An 18,216-nucleotide genomic window follows, 5' to 3' on the forward strand; every position below is an offset into this window, starting at 1 on the left:
TATGGCCCGTTCGCACCCTTATAATTTTGCCCATGTGCTGCTGCCGCAGCTGGCTTGGCGCCGCCCCGCCTCCGTGCGCCGCGAGCTGAGCGACCCCTACCTGGCGCGCGAGCTGTTGCACTACGTCTGGGACAAGGCCGCCGAAAACCTGCCCGCCGCCGAGAAAGTGGTGCCCAAGGGCCTGCGCCTGAGCTGGCACGAAGTAGCCGGCCGCGTCACGGCCCTGTTCCACTTGCCCGCGCCCCAGGCCACCATGGAAGCCTATCTGTCGGCTTTGGTATATGAGGAAACCGACGAACCCGCCAACACCGAAGCCGAAGAAACGCGGCCTCGCTACTTCACCCTGGAAGCCACGCTGGGCCTTAGTGGCGCCGGGGGCCTGCCTACCCTGGTAGGCGAGTGGGCCGGCGAAGTGCACCGCCACCTGGGCCGGGGCCCCTCTGCTGGTCAGCCCGAAACCCCCACCGCCTTCCTCGACGCGTTGGCCACGGTGCTCGGGCCGCTGCCCGATACGGGCGTGCCGTTTATGCGCGTGGTGCGCTCCTGATGCCCATGGGTACCCGGCTCGATGCGGCCCTGCTCACCCGCCCGCCCCGCCTGCTCCACGCCCTGCTGCCCGGCTGCGAATGGACCGGTCCCCGCACCGCACCCGCTGGCGCCCCTGTGGTGTACCTGACCTTCGACGACGGCCCCATCCCAGAAGAAACCCCCTGGGTTCTAGAGCAATTAGCGGCGTTCAAGGCTAAAGCTACATTTTTCTGCGTGGGCCAAAACCTGGAGCGCTACCCCGAAATTGCTCGTGCTACCCTGGCCGCCGGGCACCGCCTGGGCAACCACACGCACCACCATCGTAGCGCCTGGGCCAGCACGCGCAGCGAGTACTTGGCCGGAATAGCCGACTGCCAAGCGGCACTGACCGAAGTTGGGCTAGAATCCGGCTCGGGCTTGGGAGCTCCCGAAATGCTTTTTCGCCCCCGCACGGCCGGCTGACCTGGCCGCTGCTCTGGGCCCTGCGCCCGCAGTACCGGGTGGCCATGTGGTCGGTCCTGACCCGGGACTACGACCTGGACCTTAGCCCAACTGACTGCCTGCGGTTTACGCTGGCGGCCGTGCGGCCGGGCGATGTTATCGTGTTTCATGACAGCCGCAAGGCCAGCGCCCGGCTGCGCTTTGTGCTACCGCGGGTACTAGCCCACTTGGCGGAGCAAGGCTATCAATTCTCCACGCTGTGAGCGGCTGGGTGGAGGGCTTGCTACTGGCCTTTTTGGCGTTTTGGCTCTTGGGAATGGCGTACGCCGCCTGGCGCTTCGCTACCCGGCGCGGGACTATTCCGGCGGGGTCGGTTCCGGCGCCGCTGCCGCGCGTGAGCGTGCTCATCGCGGCTCGCGACGAGGAAGCGGCCTTGCCCCGCTGCCTGGCCAGCCTGCGGGCGCTGCAGTATCCGTCCGAGCTGCTGGAAACCCTGCTCGGCGACGACGCCAGCACCGACGACACCGCGGCCGTGGCCACCGCGGCCATGCAGGGTTTCGAGGGCACATTCCGCCTCGTTCCCATCCAGGAAACCATGGGCGCAGCGCGGGGCAAGGCCAACGTACTGGCCCACTTGGCGCGGCAGGCCACCACAGATTTTTCTTCATCACCGATGCCGACATCCAGGTGCCCCCAACCTGGATAACGGCGCTGCTGGCGCATACAGCCCCGGGCGTGGGCACCGTCACGGGCATCACGGCGGTGCGAGGGCCGCAAGTGTTTCATCGGCTGCAGGGCATCGACTGGCTGCTGTCGCTGAGCATGGTGCAGGTAGTGAGCGACATGAGCCGGCCCGTGACGGCCATGGGCAACAATATGCTCGTGACCCGTGCCGCCTACGAAGCCACCGGCGGCTACGAAGCCTTGCCGTTCTCCGTTACCGAGGATTTTGCCCTCTTCCAGGCCGTACTAGCACAAGGGTTCGGCTTCCGTCAAGTATTCAACTCCGAGGCCCGGGCCGACTCGCTGCCCATTCCCACCTGGGCAGCCCTGATGAAGCAGCGCCGCCGCTGGCTGCGCGGCGTGGAGGCGCTGCCGCTGCGCCTGCGGCTGGAGCTGCTCTTTTTCAGCGGGTTTTGGCCGGCGCTGGTAGCCCTGGCCGTGGTGGGTGGGCCCGGGCCGGCGCTAGGGGCCTGGGGTCTGAAAGTTCTGACGCAGGGCGTGTTGGCGCATTTTGCACACCGGCGGGCGGGGCTGCGGCTGCCGTTGCTGCTGTTGCCGCTGTTTGAGCTATACACGCTGGGGCTAACCATCGGCCTCGTTGGTATTCGGGCCTTGGGTGGGGCCGTGGTGTGGAAGGGCCGGCGCTACGATTAGCCTTTTGCCCAGCCGTAAAACGAGTTTCACCCGGCTCAAGCTGCCATTGGGGAAGCAGTTGAGCCAGGTGAAATGCAGAAAAAGGCTATGAAGCGTTAGAGCTTGGCTTTCTCAACCAGCACAAGGTCGATGTCCACGAGGTCCGTCGGCTTGTCGGGGCGCATTACGGGTTTCGGATTTACCCCAATTTTAGTGGCGTCAAAGTCTCCCTGTTGAGCTAAAATGCGTTGCGATTCCATGAGCTTGGCCCGGCTGAACTCGTCGCCGGAGCGCAACGGGAGAAGTTTGAGCAAGGCGGAGGCAGACGTTTTCTTATTGCCGACGATGGAAATGGTGCGCAGCTGGGCTTTCCGGCCTTCGTTGAGGGTAAGCTCCAGGTCGGTGGTTCCATCGGGCTGTCGGGTGGCGCTTGGGTTTACCCAGAAAAACAAATAGCCGTTGTTCATGTACCGCGAAGCGATATCGTGCCCTTGCGGGTCGTAATTCAGCCGCTGCACCACGGTGGCCGAGTCGTACGCGTCGCCGGTTTTCAAGCCCAGGGCTTCGTTAAGCTCAGCTGTTGACAGGTACGTGTTGCCTTTCCAGGTGATGCGGCCGATGCGGCTGGCCGAAGTGGCAGGGGCGGTAGAGCCAGCGGTGGCGGGCGTTGCGGCTTCCGGAGTGGGCGAGCCCGTGCAGGCCGTGGCGGCCCAGGCAAAGGCAAACACGGGCAGAACGAGCAGAAAGCGCAGCTTTTGCAGAGGCGTGGAGGTAGGTTGGGTAAGCATTTGGATTCGCAGAAAAATTTGTTTGTTGGAGAAAGTGTGAGCGAGGGAAAAGGGAGGCTGCTGGGCTGCGAGCATTATCAGCAGCTTGCCGTAGGCGGTGGGGCTGGGTTGGGTGCTCGCCACGGCCTCGTCGGCCAGGAATTCGTGCATCGCTTTGAGTTGCCGGCCGAAATAAGGCACCAGCCCGTTGAACCAGAACAGCACGCCCAGCGCCTCCACCAGCAGCAGGTCGAGCGTATGCCGCTGCCGCACGTGCACTTGCTCGTGCAAAAGCAGCTGTTGGCGCTCCGATTCGCTCAGGGCCTCGTGCCGCGGCGAGAGAAACACAAACCGGCCGAAGGAAAAGCCGGCATGCCGGGCGCGGGCAGGTGCACGATGGCAAAGGGGCCGTGCTCGGTTTTGGGGTGGCGCCGGGCGAGCTGGGTGAGCTTCCGCAGGCTGCGCACCGATAAAATGAGCTTGTAGAAGGCACCCAGCGCGTAAACGACCAACAGCGCCATCATGGCCATTTCGACTATGTCGGGCTTGGCTGCAGTTGGTACCGAGGCGGTTGCCGCTTGCGCCGCCACTTGCCAGTTGAGCTGAAAGGGCAGCGGGCGCGTTACTTGGGCCGACGAGGACAGGAAATCCACCAGCCCCGGAAAGGCTACGAACGGCAAGACAACGCCCGCCGCCAGCGCCCCGAGCAGGTAGGCCCGGTTCCAGGCGAAGTAGGTGAGGCGGGCCAGCAGCAGGCGGTAGGCCAGGGTGAACACGGCCAGGCAGAAGCTGGCTTCAGCCAGGTACAGCAAGATATTACTGAGCATCGCCGTCGGGTTTGGAGGAAGTTTCGGAATCGTGGAGCAGGTCGAGCAGCTGCTGCTTTTCGCGCTGGCTCAGGGTTTCCTCCACCATAAAGGAGACCAGCGCCGTGGGGGAGTTGTCGAAATATTGAGCCAGCATGCGCTTGAGACTGGCCGCCCGGTACTCCATTTTGCTGATGAGCGGGAAGTACTCGTAGGTTTTGCCATAAGCCTTGAAGCCCACGTAGCCCTTGCGCTCCAGAATGCGCACCACCGACGAGACGGTGTTGTAGGGCGGCTTGGGCTCGTCGGGCAGGTGCTCGATGACATCTTTGACGAAAGCCTTCTTCAACTTCCACAAGGCCTGCATGATGCGCTCCTCGGTTTTGGTTAATTCTTCCATGCTCCAAATGTATAACGCATAAATCAGTTTCAAAACTTATTTTTCAGTTATGAAACTGATTTATGCGTTTTGAGCTGATGTCGGCCTGCAAATGAGGATTTGTGCGGAAAGTTTGTGGTTGGCCCCGCGCTCCGCCGACCTTTGCTTCACCATGCACATCACCGATTCCCACGCCCACCTTTACTCCGAACAGTTCAAGCCCGACCGGCTCGAGGCCCTGCGCCGCGCCCAGGAAGCCGGCGTGCGCACCATCGTGATGCCCAACGTGGACCACAGCACCATCGACGCTATGATGGAGCTGGAAGTGCAGGCCCCCGAAACCTGCTTTGCCATGATGGGCCTGCACCCGTGCTCGGTCACGCGCAGCTTCGAGCAGGACCTATATGAGGTGGAAACCTGGCTGGGCCGCCGGCCTTTCGCCGCCGTGGGCGAGGCTGGGCTGGACTTATACTGGGACAAGTCGCTGCTAGCCGAGCAGCAGGAGGCGCTCAAGATTCAGCTCAACATGGCCAAAAAGCACAACCTGCCCATCGTGCTGCACACCCGCGAGGCCTTTGCCGAAACCGTGGCCCTGGTAGAAGCAGCCCAAGACGGCACCCTGCGCGGGGTGTTCCACTGCTTTTCGGGTTCGCCCGAAGAAGCGGAGCAAGCCATCAAGCTGGGCTTTCTGCTGGGCATCGGCGGCGTGGCTACCTTCAAAAACGGAGGGGCCGACAAGGTGCTGCCCGGCATCGACCTCAAGCACCTGCTCCTCGAAACTGATTGCCCGTACCTAGCGCCGGTACCGCACCGCGGCAAGCGCAACGAGCCGTCCTACCTGCCCTTCGTACTGCGCCGCGTGGCCGAGCTGTTGGGCAAAGACGTGGAAGAAGTGGCCGAAGCCACCACACGCAATGCCGCGGCGCTTTTCAATTTATAGGGCGTAAGGTCCGTGTACTCGATTGGCCTCACCCCCGGCCCCGGTTCGCTTGATGCGCGAAGCCGAGGGAGAGGGGTGTCACGGCGGCGCGCACGTAGCGCGGACTTTTAGTCCGCGCCTGAACGGCGTAGAATCAAGCAAGTCGCGGACTAAAAGTCCGCGCTACACTCGTTTGGCAACCCTCGGACAGGCGCCGGGGGTGAGGCGTAACCTGTGCAACGACTACGAATCTGCTGTAAGCTGGGTAAAGGCCTTTGTTACCCCCGGGTACTAGTGCACAAGGGGTAGCTCAACGGCCATCGCCGTGCCCGGCTCCGGGCCGGTCACCACTTGAACCGTACCCGCGTGCAGCTCCACCACACGCTGCACCAGCGCCAGCCCCAGGCCGTGGCCGGGGCTGGAGCGGGCATTGCTGCCGCGATAAAACGGCTCAAAAATGTGCGGCCGCTCCTTGAGCTGAATGCCGCTGCCGTGGTCCCGGAACTCGAGCCGGGCGTGCGGCCCGTTTCGCTTTAGCAGTACCTGGACTTGGCCGGCCGGCGAAAACTTGCAGCCGTTGTCGAGCAGGTGCAGGCAGGCTTGCTCCAGCAAATCGGGGTCGCCAGATACGGTGAGCGGGCCGGCTTGTTCGGCCAGCAGGCTCGTCGAAGGCCAGCGTGACCCGATGCGTGGGGTGCTGGGCGTTGAGCTTGTGGCAGGCCTGGAACAGCACCTCGTCGAGGTCGACGGCTTGCCGGGGCAGGCTGGTAGTGGTCGGCCTCGAGCCTGGTTGAGCAGGAGCAGGTCGTTGGAGAGCTGGTTGAGCCCGGCGATGTCCTCCAGGAGCGTGCGCAGCGTGTGCTCGTGCTCGGCCGCGCTGCGGGCCGCAGCAGCGCCACTTCAATCTGGCCCCGCAGGATGGTGAGCGGCGTGCGCAGCTTGTGTGAGGCGTGCATCACAAACGTCCGCTGGCTCTCAACCGACCGTTGCAGGCGCGCCAGCAGGCTGGTTGACGTGGTGCGTGAGACGGGCTACTTCCGCCGAATGCTCGGCGCTGGCCGGCAGCGCACCAAGGAGGCTGGGTTGAGGGCGGCCAGCGCCTGCGCCACTTGGGCCAGCTGCCGCTGCGTGCGCCGGTGCCGCCGCCAGGCCAAGGCCCCGACCAGGGCCGCGCCCGCCACAAACCCAAGAAGCAGGAATACCAGCATATTTTAGGCCTCCCGGTCTTCGAGAATGTAGCCCACGCCGTTGAGCGTATGAATGAGCTTGGGCGAGAAATCCTTGTCAATCTTTTTGCGCAGGTAGTTCACGTACACGTCCACGACGTTGGTGCCCGTGTCGAACGACAGGTCCCAGACCTGGCCCACGATTTCGGGGCGGCTCAGGGCCCGGCCCTGGTTGTTCATGAAGTATTCGAGCAGCGCCAGCTCCCGCACGGTGAGCTCGATGCGCTGGTCGCCGCGCTTCACAAGCTTGCTGGTGCTGTGCAGCTCCAGGTCCGCTACTTTCAGCACCTTGTCGTCGGAGCCCACGGCGAAGCGGCGGTGCAAGGCCCGCAGGCGCGCCAGTAGCTCGTTGAATTCGAACGGTTTCACGAGGTAGTCGTCGGCCCCGGCGTCGAAGCCCATGAGCTTGTGGTGGGTGGAGGCCATGGCCGTGAGCATGAGCACGGGCACCTGGTCGTACCGCTCCCGCACGAGGCGGCACAGTTCAAAGCCGTTCATCTCGGGCAGGTTCACATCGAGAATAATGGCCGAGTATTCGGCCGTGGCCAGCATTTGCTGGGCCGAAGTGGCATCGAGCGCCACGGCGGTTTTGATGCCGTACTGCTCCAGGCCACTTTTCAGGAAGGAAACAATCTTGAGGTCATCTTCTACAATTAATATCTTCATCCCGATTTGGTCGAAAGGCAACGCTGCGGAGGCCGCAGCGTCGCCGGTGATAGACTGGTGTTGGGTGGGAATTGGAATAGGCAAGAACATGGTGCTGCAAAAGCAACCGCCGAGTTTCGGTTGGGTTCGACAAGTGGCTTAATAATCAGGCAACTACGGCACGCCCAGCGCGCCGTCGCCGTCGAAGGGTGGAATGGCGATGACCGAGCCGTGCCGGCCGCCGGGGTTCATGGAGTAGATGGAGGGCGCCTGGAAGAGCTCGCCAGGCAGCTTGCGCAGCCCCTCGGGGGCCACCTGGTAGCGGAAAATGGTGTCGTATTCGGCAAAATCCTTGCGCACGTCCACCTCCAGGTCGCGGATGATGCCGCCGTGGATGTCGTACACCCAGCCGTGCAGGTGCAGCGCCGCGCCGCGCTGGTAGCCTTTCTGCACAGTCGCGGTCTGGTGCAGGTTGTAGACCTGCTCAATCACGTTCAGCTCCACTAGGCGGCGGTAGCGCTCCTGCTCGGTTTCGAGGTCGCCCAACTCGTGCTGGTGGCGGTGCATCACCTCGCGCACGCTGTTGAGCCAGCTCGTGACCACGCCGGCGTCGGTGTTTTGCATGGCGGTTTTCACGCCTCGGCAGCCGTAGTGCCCGCACACGATGATGTGGCGGATTTGCAGGGTCTCGATGGCGTAGTGCAGCACCGAGAGCAGGTTCAGGTCGGTGCTCACCACCAGGTTGGCCACGTTGCGGTGCACAAACACTTTGCCGGGCGCCGTGCCCGTCATCTCGCTCACCGACACGTGGTTGTCGGAGCAGCCGATGAAAAGGAACTTGGGGCCTGCTCGGCCGCATTTTCGAAAAAGCGGGGGTTGCGCCGGAGCTTTTCGGCCACCCAGTTGCGGTTGTTGTCGAAGAGCTTGTAGTAGGCTTCAAAGTCGGCCTCCTTGCTGCTCACGTGGGGCTGCTGGGCCACGTTGTGGGCATAGTCTTCGCCCCGGCGCATAAAAATCAGCTCAATATTGCGCTGGCGGGCCGTTTCGCGGAAGTTCTCGATGGCGCTCACCACGTCGCGGTCGATGTAGGCGGAGTTGGTGCCGTCGATTTCCACCGTCGAGTCGGCCGGGATGTCCTTGAGCAGCGACAAGATGCTGGCCTTGTTCAGGAACGACACGTGCTCGCCGAGGCTGATGCGGGCGTGCTCCTGCCCCTTCACGGTGTAGCGCTGGAAGAAGTGGGCGTTTTTGTGGGTTTCGCGCAGGATGAAAAACAGCCCCACCAAGGCCCCAATTCCAATGCCGATGAGCAAATCGGTGAGCAGAATGGCCACAATGGTCACCACGAAGGGCAGGAATTCGTTGAAGCCGGCCGCGTAGCTCTCTTTAAAGATGCTCACGCGGGCCAGCTTGTAGCCCGTGATGAGCAGGATGGCCGCCAGCGCCGCCCACGGAATCAGGTTAAGCAAGTGGGGCAGGAGCACCACGCTCAGCAGCAGGAAGCTGCTGTGCACCAGCGCCGCCAGCTTGGTGCGCCCGCCAGCGTTGATGCTCACGCTGCTGCGCACCACCACCGACGTCAGGGGCAGGCCGCCGAGCAGGCCGCTCACCACGTTGCCGATGCCCTGGGCCTTGAGCTCGCGGTTGGTGGGTGTTTTGCGCTGAAACGGGTCCAGCTTGTCGCTGGCTTCCACGGCCAGCAGGGCCTCCACGCTGGCCACCAGCGCAATGGCGACGGCCGCGCTGTATACGTCGGGGTTGGTGAGCTGCGAGAAATCGGGCAGGGTGAACAGCCCGGCCCATTCGGCGGCGCTCTGCGGCACGGGCAGCTGCACCAGGTGCGTGCCGCCCAGGGCCCAGCCGGGGTTCAGGGCGCGGGCCAGTTCGTTGAGGGCCACGCCCAGCAGCACGGCCACCAGCGCGGCGGGTATTTTCGACAGCACCCGGTGCGTCTTGCAGAAGGGCCTTTCCCAGGCGAGCAGGACGGCCAGACTGGCCACCGCAATTACCACCGCCGTAGGATTGACCTCCCGCACGGCATGCTCAAGCAAGGCCACAATGTTGCCCCCATCCCAGGGAAACAGCGCCAGCGACTCCACGGTGTCGCCATCGTAGCCCATCAGGTGCGGCAACTGTTTTAATATCAGGATGATGCCAATGGCGGCCAGCATGCCCTTGATAACCGACGACGGAAAGAAATTGCTGATAAACCCCGCCTTGGCCACGCCCAGCAAGACCTGCATCACGCCGGCCACGCAGATGGCCAGCTGCACCGCCTTGAACGAACCCAGCGTGCTAATGCTGCTCACCACCACCAGGATAAGGCCAGCTTCGGGCCCCGAGATGCTGACCGCTGAGCGGCTCAGCGTGCCTACTACCAGGCCGCCCACAATGCCCGCGATGATGCCCGCAAACAGCGGCGCCCCCGAGGCCAGCGCGATGCCCAGGCACAGCGGCACGGCCACCAGAAACGACACCAGGCCGCCTTGCAGGTCGCTTTTGAAGTAAGAAAAATCCCAGGTTTTGGGGAAGGCTGAGGTGGTAGTCATAGGCTTAGCAAAAGGCATGAGGGTTCCGGCACTGCCAAAAGCAGCGAAGCATCAGGGAACCGAATTGGAAGGTGGCCGGCGGGGAAGTGCCAGGCTGGTAGAAAAGGGAGCTTTCTAGCGGGGTTTTGTGAGCAAGCCGGCCCCGAAATGGGACGGTGAACTTTCTATAACAAAGGTAGAATCCCCCTTCAGGCCCAGAATTAAAGCCGAATTATAAGTTTATTAGAAGCACGTTAAAGCCCTATTAAAAACCGCTAAGACCAAGCGTGCTTCATTTCCGGGTATTTGGCAGCAAAATCGGCCTTGGCAGGCTGGAATGCATCCCGAGTAGTGGCCACTACCGAATGGTCGAGCTTTAATGTTCATGCAGCGCGGGCCCGGCACCCACTAAAAAGGGCGGACAGCCGCTAAGCCATCCGCCCTTTTTAGTGGGTGCGCCGATTAAGCCCGGCTGGTAACGGCCTTTTCCAGTTGGGTGAGCAGGGCCTCGATTTGTTCGGCGTAGCCATTTATCTGGTCCAGACCGGCGCGCGACTCTTCGATGTGCCCGTGGGCATAGCGGGTGGCCAGGTCGCGGCCGGCATGCAGCATCTGCTGCAGCACACGCTCAATCTCGCGCACTTCGGGATAACCGCTGTGCGTGGGTTTGACGGTGGTTTGGAGCCACTGGCCCAGGGGTTGTCGTGAAGGGAGAACAGTTCTGGCTCTGCTGCACGCACTCCGTAGAGCACCGAGCGCAGCCGCGACTTGAACAAGACCTGCTTCACGCGGGCTTGTTGAAAGTCGAAAGAAGAGAGGGCCATGCGGGGGAGGGGTAAGCAGAAAAAGCGTAGAACGGAAGAGGAGGGGGTGGGGCGCCCGCTTCTTATTGGGCTGCGTTGGGGGTGTCGCGCAGCTGCTCGAGGGCCTGGCGGGCCAGCACCAGGTCGGTTACTTCAAAGGCAAAGACCATGATGCCGGCGGGCTGGTCTTTCTCGCGGAACTGCTGGTAGATGAAATTGAAGTAGGAGTCGCGCAGCTGCTTGCTGGCGTCGCGCTCCAGCTGCAGCTTGAGCTCGTTGCCATTAAATGTCTCGCCGGTCTGGTACACCTTGTCCAGCAGCTCAACTATGCCCTGGTCTTTGATTTCAGGTAGGATTTCGGCTACCGGGTGGCCCACCAGCTCCCGGTGCGGGAAAATCTGCTGGTACACCGGGTTTACAAACTCGAACGTGTGCTCCGGGCCCCGCAGGATGCAAATCATGGCCGGGGCCTGCATAAACAGGTTGAAGAAGGTCTCGCGCTGGTTTTCGGCCTTGTGGTACAGGTCGTAGGCCTGCTCCGACAGGGCGCTCTGCTGCTCGTTGGCTTCGAGCAGCTCCTGCACCATCTGGCGCTGCTCGTGAATCTCGATGGCGCCGCCCACCCACATGGTGATTTCGCCCTCGGCGTTGCGGCGGGGGTGGCCCGCACCAGTATCCAGCGGTACTGGCCGTCGTGCCGGCGTAGGCGGTATTCTACCTGGTAGAGGTTGCCGGTAGCGATGGATTCCTGCCACGTGTTGAGCACGCGGTCCCGGTCTTCCGGGTGAAGACTAGTCATCCACTGGCCACCCAGTTGTTCCTCAAGGGTTCGGCCGGTGAAGGCCAGCCAGCGGGTGTTGAAGTAGTCGCGTTCGCCGTTGGGCTGGGCCGTCCAGATGGACACGGGCAGGTTTTCGAGCACGAAGCGGGTGCGGTCCTGCGCGTCGGCCAGCGCCTGTTGGGCCTTATCAGCTTCCAGCGTGGCGAGATACTGCTCGGTTACGTTTTGGGTGCGCTGCAGAATGTACTGGAGCTGGCCCTGCTCATCGAAGATGGGATAGTGCGTGGCTTGCCAGTACATCTCCTCCAGGCCGCCGCCCAGCTCGGCGGGGCGGGCCAGGTCGTAGCGGATAATCGGCATGGAATGGGGCTCCAGGTGCCGGCGCACGTGCTCGTGCGAAGCGGCAATGATGTCGCCCTGGTTCTGGTCGACCGAAGGGTAGGCGTCGAATAGCGACCGCCCCACGGCTTCCTCGCGCGTCTTCATCGACACGGCTACGTGGCTGTCGGTATTGTCCAGGATGGTGCCATCCGGCTCCATCAGCAGCAAATTGTTTGGCAGCGAGCGAAATAGGCGCTGGTAGTCAACGGGAGAATCGGGGGTCGGCATAGTCGGGTGGAACAACTAGGAGGCAAAGGAGAGCCTTCAACAGGAGGGCCGGATGAACTGGCCGGGAAAGCTGGGCTGTAAAGGTACTTTGGCTGGTTTAAATGAAAGGTAAAACAGGCGCTTGGGCTCGTAAAAGCTTAGCTCAATTCTCACAGGTAAGGAGAGAAGCAGGGCTTGGTCAAAAAACCTTATCCAACGAAGCCCGCAATTCATCCGGTTGCTGCGACGCTTCGGCAACTCGGAGTTGGGGGCCGGTGGGGGCCGCGGACACCTTTGGGCCATTCCTTACCTGCTGGTCCCATGAAAACCCTGCTCCTCCTGCCGCTGCTGTTGCTGAGCGCCGCCCGCCCCGCCACCGCCCAAACGCCGGCCCCTTCAGCCCAACTCGCCAGTGCCACCACCCACCTAGCTGGTACCGTGCGCGACGCCGCCGGCCAGCCCCTACCCGGCGTGAACGTGTTTCTGAAAACCACCTTCGACGGCGCCAGCACCGACTCCTTGGGTCGTTTCCGCTTCAGCACCGACCACGCAGCGGGCCCGTTGCTGCTAGTGGTTAGCTTCATTGGCTACGAGCCCCAGGAGCTGCCCGTGACGCTGGGCCAGGGCGCGGTTTCCTTGCCCAACATCAATCTCAAAGCCAGCCGGGCCCAGGCTCGGCGACGTGGTGGTGACATCCGGTGCCTTCGAGGCCAGCGACGACAAGCGCGCCGCCACGCTCAAGCCGCTGGATATCGTAACCACGGCCGGCGCGCTGGGCGACATTGCCGGGGCGCTCAATGCCCTGCCCGGCACTACGCGGGTAGGAGAGAGCGGGCAGCTGTTCGTGCGCGGTGGGGCGGCCTCGGAAACCAAAACCTACCTCGACGGCCTGCCCGTGCAAACGCCCTACGGCAGCTCGGTGCCCAACGTGGCCGCGCGGGGCCGGTTTTCGCCGTTCCTGTTCAAGGGCACGGTGTTTAGCACGGGCGGCTATTCGGCCGAGTTTGGGCAGGCGCTGAGCGCGGTGGTGGCCCTGAATTCGACGGACTTCGCCCCGGAAACCCAAACCAGCCTCTCGCTAATGTCGCTGGGCGCGAGCGTGGCGCGCACCAAGCGCTGGGAGAAAACGTCGCTGGCCGTTACGGCCGATTACGTGAACCTCGCGCCTTACTTCAACCTGGTGCCGCAGCGCTTTGGCTGGGAAAAGGCCCCGCGCAACCTGGGCGGCTCCTTTAAGCTGGCCCACCGCACCGGCCAGGCCGGCATGCTCAAGCTCTACGGCACCTTCAGCCAGCAGCGCCTGGCCATGCGCCAGCCCGATGCCAACCCCGAATTTGCGGCCAGCGGCCGGCCCGTGGCCCTGGCCAACGACAACGCCTACCTCAACGCCAGCTACCGCACGCCGCTGGTGCGCGGCTGGAGCCTGAATACCGGCCTGGCCCTGACCCGCGACGACAACACCATCCGGCCTGCAGCCCAGGCCGTGCACGAGCTCGACCAGTCGGCCGTGGCCCGGGTGGTGCTCACCAACGACTCGGCCAGCACGTGGTTTAACCTCAAGCTGGGGGCCGAAGGCTACGCCCAGCGCTACCGCCAGCAGTACCGGGCCACGCCCGAAGCCGCCACGCAGCACTTAGGTGTAAACGAGCAGCGCGGCGCGGGCTTCGTCGAAAGTGAGCTAATGTTGAGCAATAAAGTCGCCGGCCGCGCCGGGCTGCGCACCGAATACTCAGCGCTGCTGGGCCGCTGGAACGCCGCCCCCGCTTGGGCCTGGCCTACAAAACCGGCGAAAACAGCCAGCTTTCGGCGGCCTGGGGCTGGTTTTATCAAACTCCCACCACCGACTTGCTCCGCATCAGCGCTCAGCTCAAGTTTGAGCGGGCCGAGCACTACATGCTCACTTACCAGCGCTTGGTGCACGACCGCACGCTGCGGGCCGAAGTGTACCATAAAAACTACACCCAGCTCACCACCTACGACGGCGCCCGGCCCTTCGACCCCCGCACGTACCACAACGGCGGCACCGGCTACGCCCGCGGCCTCGACCTGCTCTGGCGCGACCGCACCACCTTCAAAAAGTAGATTACTGGTTCAGCTATGGCTTTCTGGACACGCGCCGCCAGTTCCGGGCCGACCCCGTGCCGGCCGTGCCCACCTTCGCCGCCCGGCACAACCTGAACGCCGTGGGCAAGTACTGGGTGCAGAAGCTCCACACGAAGTTTTGCTTCACCTACAGCTACGGCAGCGGCCGCTCTTACCACGACCCCAACCAGCCCGGTTACAACCAAAGCACCCTACCCGCCTACCAGGACCTGAGCCTGAATACGAGCTACCTCACCAACTGGTTTGGGCAGTTCACCATTGTGCACGCCGCGGTTTCCAACGTACTGGGCCGCAACAACGTGTACGGCTACAACTACGCCGGCGCGGCCGACGCCTCCGGCCAGTTTCGCAGCGTAGCCGTGACGCCCGGCGCACCCCGTATGCTGTTCCTGGGTTTGTTCATCTCGATTAATAAGACTACCAAAGTGGACCTGAACGAGCGGCCGGACTAAAGGCCCTAGCCACCCCTGTGCTCCCCGTTTGCTTTTTCGGAGTATTACTCTGAAAGAGCGAAATTTAGCAAAAAAGCCGTTCTGCTTCTGTGGAACGGCCTTTTGCTTTTGTTGCGCCTCCTAGCGACTGCCGAACCGGTAGCGCAGGCCTAGTGCGTGGCTACTGGTAATGTTCGGGTTTAGGTACGAGGAGCTCGACGCCACCTCGCGGTTGAGGGTGAAGTCATAGGTCAGGCTCGAAGCGTGGCGTGATGCGGTAGCGCGTGCCCATGCCCAGCGTGAGCAGGACGGTGTTTTGGGAGAAATTGTAGTTGTAGGGCGTGGTCACGAAGCTGCTCTGCACGCTGTCGGACCGGGTGCCGCGACTGCTGGACGTTCGGCGCTCGAGGGTCAGGCCGCCCAACGCGTCGAATTGCATGCGGTGGGCTGGGTTGCGGGTGAGCGTGTAGCGGGCCAGGGCAGACACGGAGGCGCTGCGCCCGGTGTACCTGCCGGCTGCTTCGTAGTAGTTGAGCGAATTGGGCCCTGTGTAATAGTAGCCCGAGTTGGAGTAGCGGTTGGACATTCCGCTATAGGCCACGCCCACCTGCACCGCCAGCCGCGGGCGCCACTGGTATCCCGCCGTGAGCTGCACCGGCACCTGCAGGCCGGAGTTCAGAAAGCGTTGGTTGCCCAGCTTCTGATAGTAGCTGCTGTAGGCGCCCAGGCCCACGAAGAAACGCGGCGCGGGGGCCGGGTCGGTGGTTTGGGCGAGGCTCAGGTGGGGCGCCGCGAGTAGCAGGGTGCCGAGGGCAAAGGGAAAGAAACGCATGAAGGGAGCAGCAGAATAAGGTGAGATGCTGATAAGGGTCAGTTGACCCCGAAATCGTTGCAAGGCTGTAGCCGAAAAGCTGGGAATCCTGCCTTGGCGTCATCGCGGGTTTCCGTCGGTTCATCAGCCCCAACCGACGCTTCGGTAACGGAGATTTTCGGCCGGGGGCCGGTGCAGCCACCTTTGAATCATCAATCAGGCAACACTTCACCAACCCCCTCCACGACCATGAAAACCATCCTCTTCACCCTGGCTTTGGCCACCGCTTCGCTGGCCGCCAGGGCCCAGACCCAACCCTCGCCCGCTGCCCAGCCGGGCACAGCCCCCGCCGATTCCTATACCGCCATGATGGCCAGCACCATTGCCGAGCAGGATGCCGCGCCCCTCGCCGCCCTGCCCGCCAATATCGCGAAGCTGGAGCGCGCCGCCAGTGCCAGGCCCGCCGACTGGCTGCCCCGCTACTACCAGGCCCGCGGCTACCTCAAAATGGGGTTTGCGGCCAAGGATGATGACCAGAAAGAGAAGTTCTTGGACCAGGCCCAAACCGCCCTCGACCAAGCCGACAAACTGCCCGGGGCCGACAAAGCGGAGGTGCTTGTGCTGCAGGCCTACATCTACCAGGGCCGCATCCAGGTATCGCCCATGACGCGTGGGCCCGTCTTCACCGGCCGGGTGCACGAGGCGCTGGAGCAAGCCCTGAACCTCAGCCCCAATAATCCGCGAGCCCTGCTGGTGATGGGCAACGACTTCTACTACCGGCCCAGGATGTTCGGCGGCGGGGCCGACATGGCCCGGCCGTACTACGAGCGGGCACGCCAGAGCTTCGCCACCTTCAAGTCTGCCACAGCCCTGAGCCCCGGGGGCGCCAAGAACGTGGCGTACGCCCTGGAGCAAATGGCCGCCGAGGCCGCCGGAGCTACCGCCAAAACCAAATAACCTGCTCGTCCTGCCAGCGGGCTGCGGGAGTGGGTCAATAAGCCCGCGCTGCGACCCGCTGGCTGCTTTTTCTTTACTTTGATGCACCCTTCCCCGTCCTGTTCCGTGGCCCAGCCCAAATCGACTCCGCAGTTTACTGGTGGCTACCTGCCCATTTCGGGTTCGTGGGTGAGCAAGTGGAAGGCCTTGCAGGTGCTGCTGCTCATTTCGGTGGTGCTCACGGTGGTGCTCAACCCCCAGTCGCTTACCGATGCCAAAAGGCTGGCCATCACCTTCGCCATCACCTTTGCATACAGCGCCGGGCTGTGGTTTGTGAATGGCTATGGTGTGGACTGGCTCAACCGCCGCGTGTCGTGGGTTGAGCGGCCTTTGCGGCGGTTGCTGCTCACGCTGGTAGTATCGATAGGCGGGTCGATGGTCGTGATTTTGCTTATTCAGGTGGCGTTTCTGCTGCTCATGGGCGAGCCGATGGCCATGCTCTGGAGCCCGCGCATGTACGGGCAAGTGCTGGTGCCGCTGGGCGTGACCACCATTATTTCCTTGTTCAACCACAGCCGCTCGTTTTTCCAGCAGTGGCGCGAGGCGGCGGTGCGCGTCGAGCGCCTGGAAAGGAAACCGCCGTGGCCCGGCTCGACTCCCTGCGCCGGCAGGTAGACCCGCATTTTCTCTTCAACTCTCTGAACGCCTTGACGTCGCTGGTTGAAGAAAACGACCCGCCGCGCGCCGTGCGCTTCATCCGGCAGCTTTCGCAAGTGTACCGCTACGTGCTCGACAGCGAAAACCAGGAGGCTGGTGCCGCTGGCCGAGGAGCTGCGCTTTGCCGAAAGCTACCTGTACCTGCAGAAAACCCGCCTCGGCGACGCCCTGGCGGTGGAGATGGACCTGCCGCCCGCCCGCGAGTTGGCGTCCTTCTTCGTGCCGCCGCTGGCCCTACAGCTGCTCCTCGAAAACGTGGTGAAGCACAACACCGCCTTTCAGGCCGACCCGCTGCGCATTGTCGTGCACCTCGACGTGGCCGCCCAAACCCTTACCGTGCGCAACACACTGCGCCCGCGCCGCCTCCCACCCGAAGAAAAGTCCGGCCTTGGGCTGAAAAACCTGGCCGCCCGATACGCCTTTCTCACCAGCAAGCCGCTGGTCGTGACTGAGGAAAACGGAGAATTTGTAGTGACCTTACCACTTTTGACAATGAGTGAATCGGTGAATGGGTGAATGAGCGGATGAGTGAAGGAGCGAATGGTTTTCCTGCCGTGTGCTTTCTCCCTCATTCGTTTTAACCCCGAACAGCTGCTCTTTCACTCCTTCGTTAATTCACCCAATCAGTCATTCACCCATCCACTCATTCGCTCATTGACTACTCTCCGCGCCCTCATCGTCGAAGACGAACCCCTGGCCGCCCGCCGCCTGGCCGACATGCTGGCTCGCCAGCCCGAGCCGGTGCAGGTGCTCGGCATGGCAGAGTCGGTAGCCCAGGCCGTGGCCCTGTTCGAAAGCACCCAGCCCGCGCCCGATGTGCTGTTCCTGGACATTCACCTTGCCGACGGCCTCAGCTTTGAGCTGTTTGAGCGCACGCCGGTGCGCTGCCCGGTCATCTTCACCACCGCTTACGACCAGTATGCGCTGCAGGCCTTCAAGGTCAACAGCGTCGATTACCTGCTCAAACCCATCGACGAAGAAGAGCTGGCGGCGGCCCTGCGCAAGCTGCGCGCCCTGCACCAAACCGCCGCGCCGGCCCCGGCTTTCGACCCCGCGCTGCTGGGCCAACTCCTGCAGCAGATGCACCAAACCACCCCGGGCACCAGCTACAAAACGCAGTTTGTGGTGCGGGTGGGCGAGCACCTGAAAGTGGTGCCCCTGGAGCAGATTGCCTACTTCTTCAGCCTCGAAAAAGCCACCTTCCTGCAAACCACCGAAGGCCGCAAGTACGTGGTAGACTATACCATGGACCAGCTCGAAGGCCTGCTGGACCCGCGCCGCTTTTTCCGGCTCAACCGCGCGTATCTGGCTCAGCAATCGGCCATTCAGGACATCATCCACTACACCAACTCCCGGCTGCAAACCGTGCTCAAGCCCGTAGCGCCCGATGCTCAGGTCCTGGTGAGCCGCGAGAAAGTGAACGTGTTCAAGAACTGGCTGGATAGGTAAAG

At 63.0% G+C, this 18,216-nt stretch carries 23 protein-coding genes and 1 pseudogene; 12 read left to right on the forward strand and 12 right to left on the reverse strand.

Annotated features, from left to right (window positions below):
- The first annotated feature begins 1 nt into the window (after window position 1).
- The 5 genes from ACFQT0_RS13350 to ACFQT0_RS13370 are packed head-to-tail and all read left to right on the forward strand — an operon-like array spanning window position 2 to window position 2,346.
- The gene (locus ACFQT0_RS13350; RefSeq protein WP_380203411.1) at window positions 2-547 is read left to right on the forward strand and encodes a hypothetical protein; all 546 of its coding nucleotides are present in this window, start codon (window positions 2-4) and stop codon (window positions 545-547) included.
- Window positions 547-990 (forward strand): polysaccharide deacetylase family protein, encoded by a 444-nt coding sequence (locus ACFQT0_RS13355; protein WP_380203413.1) that lies wholly within the window; start codon window positions 547-549, stop codon window positions 988-990. Before ACFQT0_RS13350 ends, ACFQT0_RS13355 begins: the two co-directional genes overlap by 1 nt.
- A 44-nt stretch (window positions 991-1,034) precedes the next feature.
- On the forward strand, window positions 1,035-1,232 hold the full coding sequence (locus ACFQT0_RS13360; RefSeq protein ID WP_380203415.1) for a hypothetical protein: 198 nt from the start codon (window positions 1,035-1,037) through the stop codon (window positions 1,230-1,232).
- A gap of 53 nt (window positions 1,233-1,285) precedes the next feature.
- Window positions 1,286-1,675: a glycosyltransferase gene (locus ACFQT0_RS13365; protein ID WP_380203417.1), complete on the forward strand. Its 390-nt coding sequence runs from the start codon at window positions 1,286-1,288 to the stop codon at window positions 1,673-1,675.
- Window positions 1,657-2,346 carry a glycosyltransferase family 2 protein gene (locus ACFQT0_RS13370; protein ID WP_380203419.1) on the forward strand — a complete coding sequence of 230 codons (690 nt, stop codon included), beginning with the start codon at window positions 1,657-1,659 and terminating at the stop codon, window positions 2,344-2,346. Before ACFQT0_RS13365 ends, ACFQT0_RS13370 begins: the two co-directional genes overlap by 19 nt.
- A 95-nt stretch (window positions 2,347-2,441) precedes the next feature.
- On the opposite strand, the gene ACFQT0_RS13375 is transcribed toward ACFQT0_RS13370, so the two are convergent.
- The 3 genes from ACFQT0_RS13375 to ACFQT0_RS13385 are packed head-to-tail and all read right to left on the reverse strand — an operon-like array spanning window position 2,442 to window position 4,298.
- On the reverse strand, window positions 2,442-3,440 hold the full coding sequence (locus ACFQT0_RS13375; protein ID WP_380203421.1) for a POTRA domain-containing protein: 999 nt from the start codon (window positions 3,438-3,440) through the stop codon (window positions 2,442-2,444).
- Window positions 3,410-3,919, reverse strand: a complete 510-nt coding sequence (locus ACFQT0_RS13380; RefSeq protein ID WP_380203423.1) for a hypothetical protein — start codon at window positions 3,917-3,919, stop codon at window positions 3,410-3,412. The genes ACFQT0_RS13375 and ACFQT0_RS13380 overlap by 31 nt, the downstream gene beginning before the upstream one ends.
- A complete protein-coding gene (locus tag ACFQT0_RS13385) occupies window positions 3,909-4,298 on the reverse strand; it encodes a BlaI/MecI/CopY family transcriptional regulator (RefSeq protein ID WP_380203425.1) in 390 nt (129 codons plus the stop codon). Before ACFQT0_RS13385 ends, ACFQT0_RS13380 begins: the two co-directional genes overlap by 11 nt.
- Window positions 4,299-4,449: 151 nt before the next feature.
- On the opposite strand from ACFQT0_RS13385, the gene ACFQT0_RS13390 reads away from it, so the two are divergent.
- Window positions 4,450-5,217, forward strand: coding sequence for a TatD family hydrolase (locus tag ACFQT0_RS13390; RefSeq protein ID WP_380203427.1), 768 nt, complete (start codon window positions 4,450-4,452; stop codon window positions 5,215-5,217).
- Between the two features lie 270 nt (window positions 5,218-5,487).
- Here the strand turns inward: ACFQT0_RS13390 and ACFQT0_RS13395 are convergent, their stop codons facing one another.
- From ACFQT0_RS13395 to ACFQT0_RS13430, 8 genes are all read right to left on the reverse strand, one after another.
- Complete coding sequence (locus ACFQT0_RS13395; protein WP_380203429.1) at window positions 5,488-5,808, reverse strand: sensor histidine kinase; 321 nt, start codon at window positions 5,806-5,808, stop codon at window positions 5,488-5,490.
- Window positions 5,809-6,227: 419 nt separating this feature from the next.
- Entirely contained in the window at window positions 6,228-6,404 is a 177-nt protein-coding gene (locus ACFQT0_RS13400) for a hypothetical protein (RefSeq protein WP_380203431.1), read from the reverse strand.
- A gap of 3 nt (window positions 6,405-6,407) precedes the next feature.
- Window positions 6,408-7,088, reverse strand: coding sequence for a response regulator transcription factor (locus ACFQT0_RS13405; RefSeq protein WP_380203433.1), 681 nt, complete (start codon window positions 7,086-7,088; stop codon window positions 6,408-6,410).
- A 153-nt stretch (window positions 7,089-7,241) separates the two neighbouring features.
- Window positions 7,242-7,874 (reverse strand): carbonic anhydrase, encoded by a 633-nt coding sequence (locus ACFQT0_RS13410; RefSeq protein ID WP_380203435.1) that lies wholly within the window; start codon window positions 7,872-7,874, stop codon window positions 7,242-7,244.
- The gene (locus ACFQT0_RS13415; RefSeq protein WP_380203437.1) at window positions 7,865-9,616 is read right to left on the reverse strand and encodes a SulP family inorganic anion transporter; all 1,752 of its coding nucleotides are present in this window, start codon (window positions 9,614-9,616) and stop codon (window positions 7,865-7,867) included. The genes ACFQT0_RS13410 and ACFQT0_RS13415 overlap by 10 nt, the downstream gene beginning before the upstream one ends.
- Window positions 9,617-10,057: 441 nt before the next feature.
- On the reverse strand, window positions 10,058-10,237 hold the full coding sequence (locus tag ACFQT0_RS13420) for a hypothetical protein (RefSeq protein ID WP_380203439.1): 180 nt from the start codon (window positions 10,235-10,237) through the stop codon (window positions 10,058-10,060).
- Between the two features lie 244 nt (window positions 10,238-10,481).
- Complete coding sequence (locus tag ACFQT0_RS13425) at window positions 10,482-10,874, reverse strand: PAS domain-containing protein (RefSeq protein WP_380206016.1); 393 nt, start codon at window positions 10,872-10,874, stop codon at window positions 10,482-10,484.
- On the reverse strand, window positions 10,856-11,788 hold the full coding sequence (locus ACFQT0_RS13430; RefSeq protein WP_380203441.1) for a PAS domain-containing protein: 933 nt from the start codon (window positions 11,786-11,788) through the stop codon (window positions 10,856-10,858). The genes ACFQT0_RS13425 and ACFQT0_RS13430 overlap by 19 nt, the downstream gene beginning before the upstream one ends.
- A 300-nt stretch (window positions 11,789-12,088) precedes the next feature.
- Here ACFQT0_RS13430 and ACFQT0_RS13435 point away from each other — a divergent pair, with 300 nt between their 5' ends.
- Window positions 12,089-12,748: a carboxypeptidase-like regulatory domain-containing protein gene (locus tag ACFQT0_RS13435; RefSeq protein WP_380203443.1), complete on the forward strand. Its 660-nt coding sequence runs from the start codon at window positions 12,089-12,091 to the stop codon at window positions 12,746-12,748.
- A 1,797-nt stretch (window positions 12,749-14,545) separates the two neighbouring features.
- Here ACFQT0_RS13435 and ACFQT0_RS13440 read toward each other — a convergent pair.
- Window positions 14,546-15,133 (reverse strand): hypothetical protein, encoded by a 588-nt coding sequence (locus tag ACFQT0_RS13440; RefSeq protein WP_380203445.1) that lies wholly within the window; start codon window positions 15,131-15,133, stop codon window positions 14,546-14,548.
- A gap of 228 nt (window positions 15,134-15,361) precedes the next feature.
- On the opposite strand from ACFQT0_RS13440, the gene ACFQT0_RS13445 reads away from it, so the two are divergent.
- From ACFQT0_RS13445 to ACFQT0_RS13465, 5 genes and pseudogenes are all read left to right on the forward strand, one after another.
- The gene (locus ACFQT0_RS13445; RefSeq protein WP_380203447.1) at window positions 15,362-16,069 is read left to right on the forward strand and encodes a hypothetical protein; all 708 of its coding nucleotides are present in this window, start codon (window positions 15,362-15,364) and stop codon (window positions 16,067-16,069) included.
- Window positions 16,070-16,174: 105 nt separating this feature from the next.
- On the forward strand, window positions 16,175-16,723 hold the full coding sequence (locus tag ACFQT0_RS13450; protein WP_380203449.1) for a hypothetical protein: 549 nt from the start codon (window positions 16,175-16,177) through the stop codon (window positions 16,721-16,723).
- Window positions 16,690-16,794 (forward strand): annotated as a pseudogene (locus tag ACFQT0_RS13455) (histidine kinase); the annotation flags it as partial. The gene ACFQT0_RS13450 and the pseudogene ACFQT0_RS13455, both read left to right, overlap by 34 nt.
- A 67-nt stretch (window positions 16,795-16,861) precedes the next feature.
- A complete protein-coding gene (locus ACFQT0_RS13460) occupies window positions 16,862-17,281 on the forward strand; it encodes a hypothetical protein (protein WP_380206168.1) in 420 nt (139 codons plus the stop codon).
- A gap of 138 nt (window positions 17,282-17,419) precedes the next feature.
- Entirely contained in the window at window positions 17,420-18,214 is a 795-nt protein-coding gene (locus tag ACFQT0_RS13465) for a LytR/AlgR family response regulator transcription factor (RefSeq protein ID WP_380203451.1), read from the forward strand.
- Window positions 18,215-18,216: the final 2 nt, after the last annotated feature.

This window comes from Hymenobacter humi, assembly GCF_042665855.1.
Lineage (GTDB): Bacteria > Bacteroidota > Bacteroidia > Cytophagales > Hymenobacteraceae > Hymenobacter > Hymenobacter humi.

Bases quoted from the DNA above. Each gene is read 5' to 3' on its own strand.
- ACFQT0_RS13440 (WP_380203445.1), bottom strand. From the start codon at position 15,133: ATGCGTTTCTTTCCCTTTGCCCTCGGCACCCTGCTACTCGCGGCGCCC.
- ACFQT0_RS13415 (WP_380203437.1), bottom strand. From the start codon at position 9,616: ATGACTACCACCTCAGCCTTCCCCAAAACCTGGGATTTTTCTTACTTC.
- ACFQT0_RS13385 (WP_380203425.1), bottom strand. From the start codon at position 4,298: ATGGAAGAATTAACCAAAACCGAGGAGCGCATCATGCAGGCCTTGTGG.
- ACFQT0_RS13400 (WP_380203431.1), bottom strand. From the start codon at position 6,404: ATGCTGGTATTCCTGCTTCTTGGGTTTGTGGCGGGCGCGGCCCTGGTC.
- ACFQT0_RS13360 (WP_380203415.1), top strand. From the start codon at position 1,035: ATGTGGTCGGTCCTGACCCGGGACTACGACCTGGACCTTAGCCCAACT.
- ACFQT0_RS13405 (WP_380203433.1), bottom strand. From the start codon at position 7,088: ATGAAGATATTAATTGTAGAAGATGACCTCAAGATTGTTTCCTTCCTG.
- ACFQT0_RS13430 (WP_380203441.1), bottom strand. From the start codon at position 11,788: ATGCCGACCCCCGATTCTCCCGTTGACTACCAGCGCCTATTTCGCTCG.
- ACFQT0_RS13380 (WP_380203423.1), bottom strand. From the start codon at position 3,919: ATGCTCAGTAATATCTTGCTGTACCTGGCTGAAGCCAGCTTCTGCCTG.
- ACFQT0_RS13435 (WP_380203443.1), top strand. From the start codon at position 12,089: ATGAAAACCCTGCTCCTCCTGCCGCTGCTGTTGCTGAGCGCCGCCCGC.
- ACFQT0_RS13445 (WP_380203447.1), top strand. From the start codon at position 15,362: ATGAAAACCATCCTCTTCACCCTGGCTTTGGCCACCGCTTCGCTGGCC.
- ACFQT0_RS13425 (WP_380206016.1), bottom strand. From the start codon at position 10,874: ATGCAGGCCCCGGCCATGATTTGCATCCTGCGGGGCCCGGAGCACACG.
- ACFQT0_RS13350 (WP_380203411.1), top strand. From the start codon at position 2: ATGGCCCGTTCGCACCCTTATAATTTTGCCCATGTGCTGCTGCCGCAG.
- ACFQT0_RS13390 (WP_380203427.1), top strand. From the start codon at position 4,450: ATGCACATCACCGATTCCCACGCCCACCTTTACTCCGAACAGTTCAAG.
- ACFQT0_RS13365 (WP_380203417.1), top strand. From the start codon at position 1,286: ATGGCGTACGCCGCCTGGCGCTTCGCTACCCGGCGCGGGACTATTCCG.
- ACFQT0_RS13355 (WP_380203413.1), top strand. From the start codon at position 547: ATGCCCATGGGTACCCGGCTCGATGCGGCCCTGCTCACCCGCCCGCCC.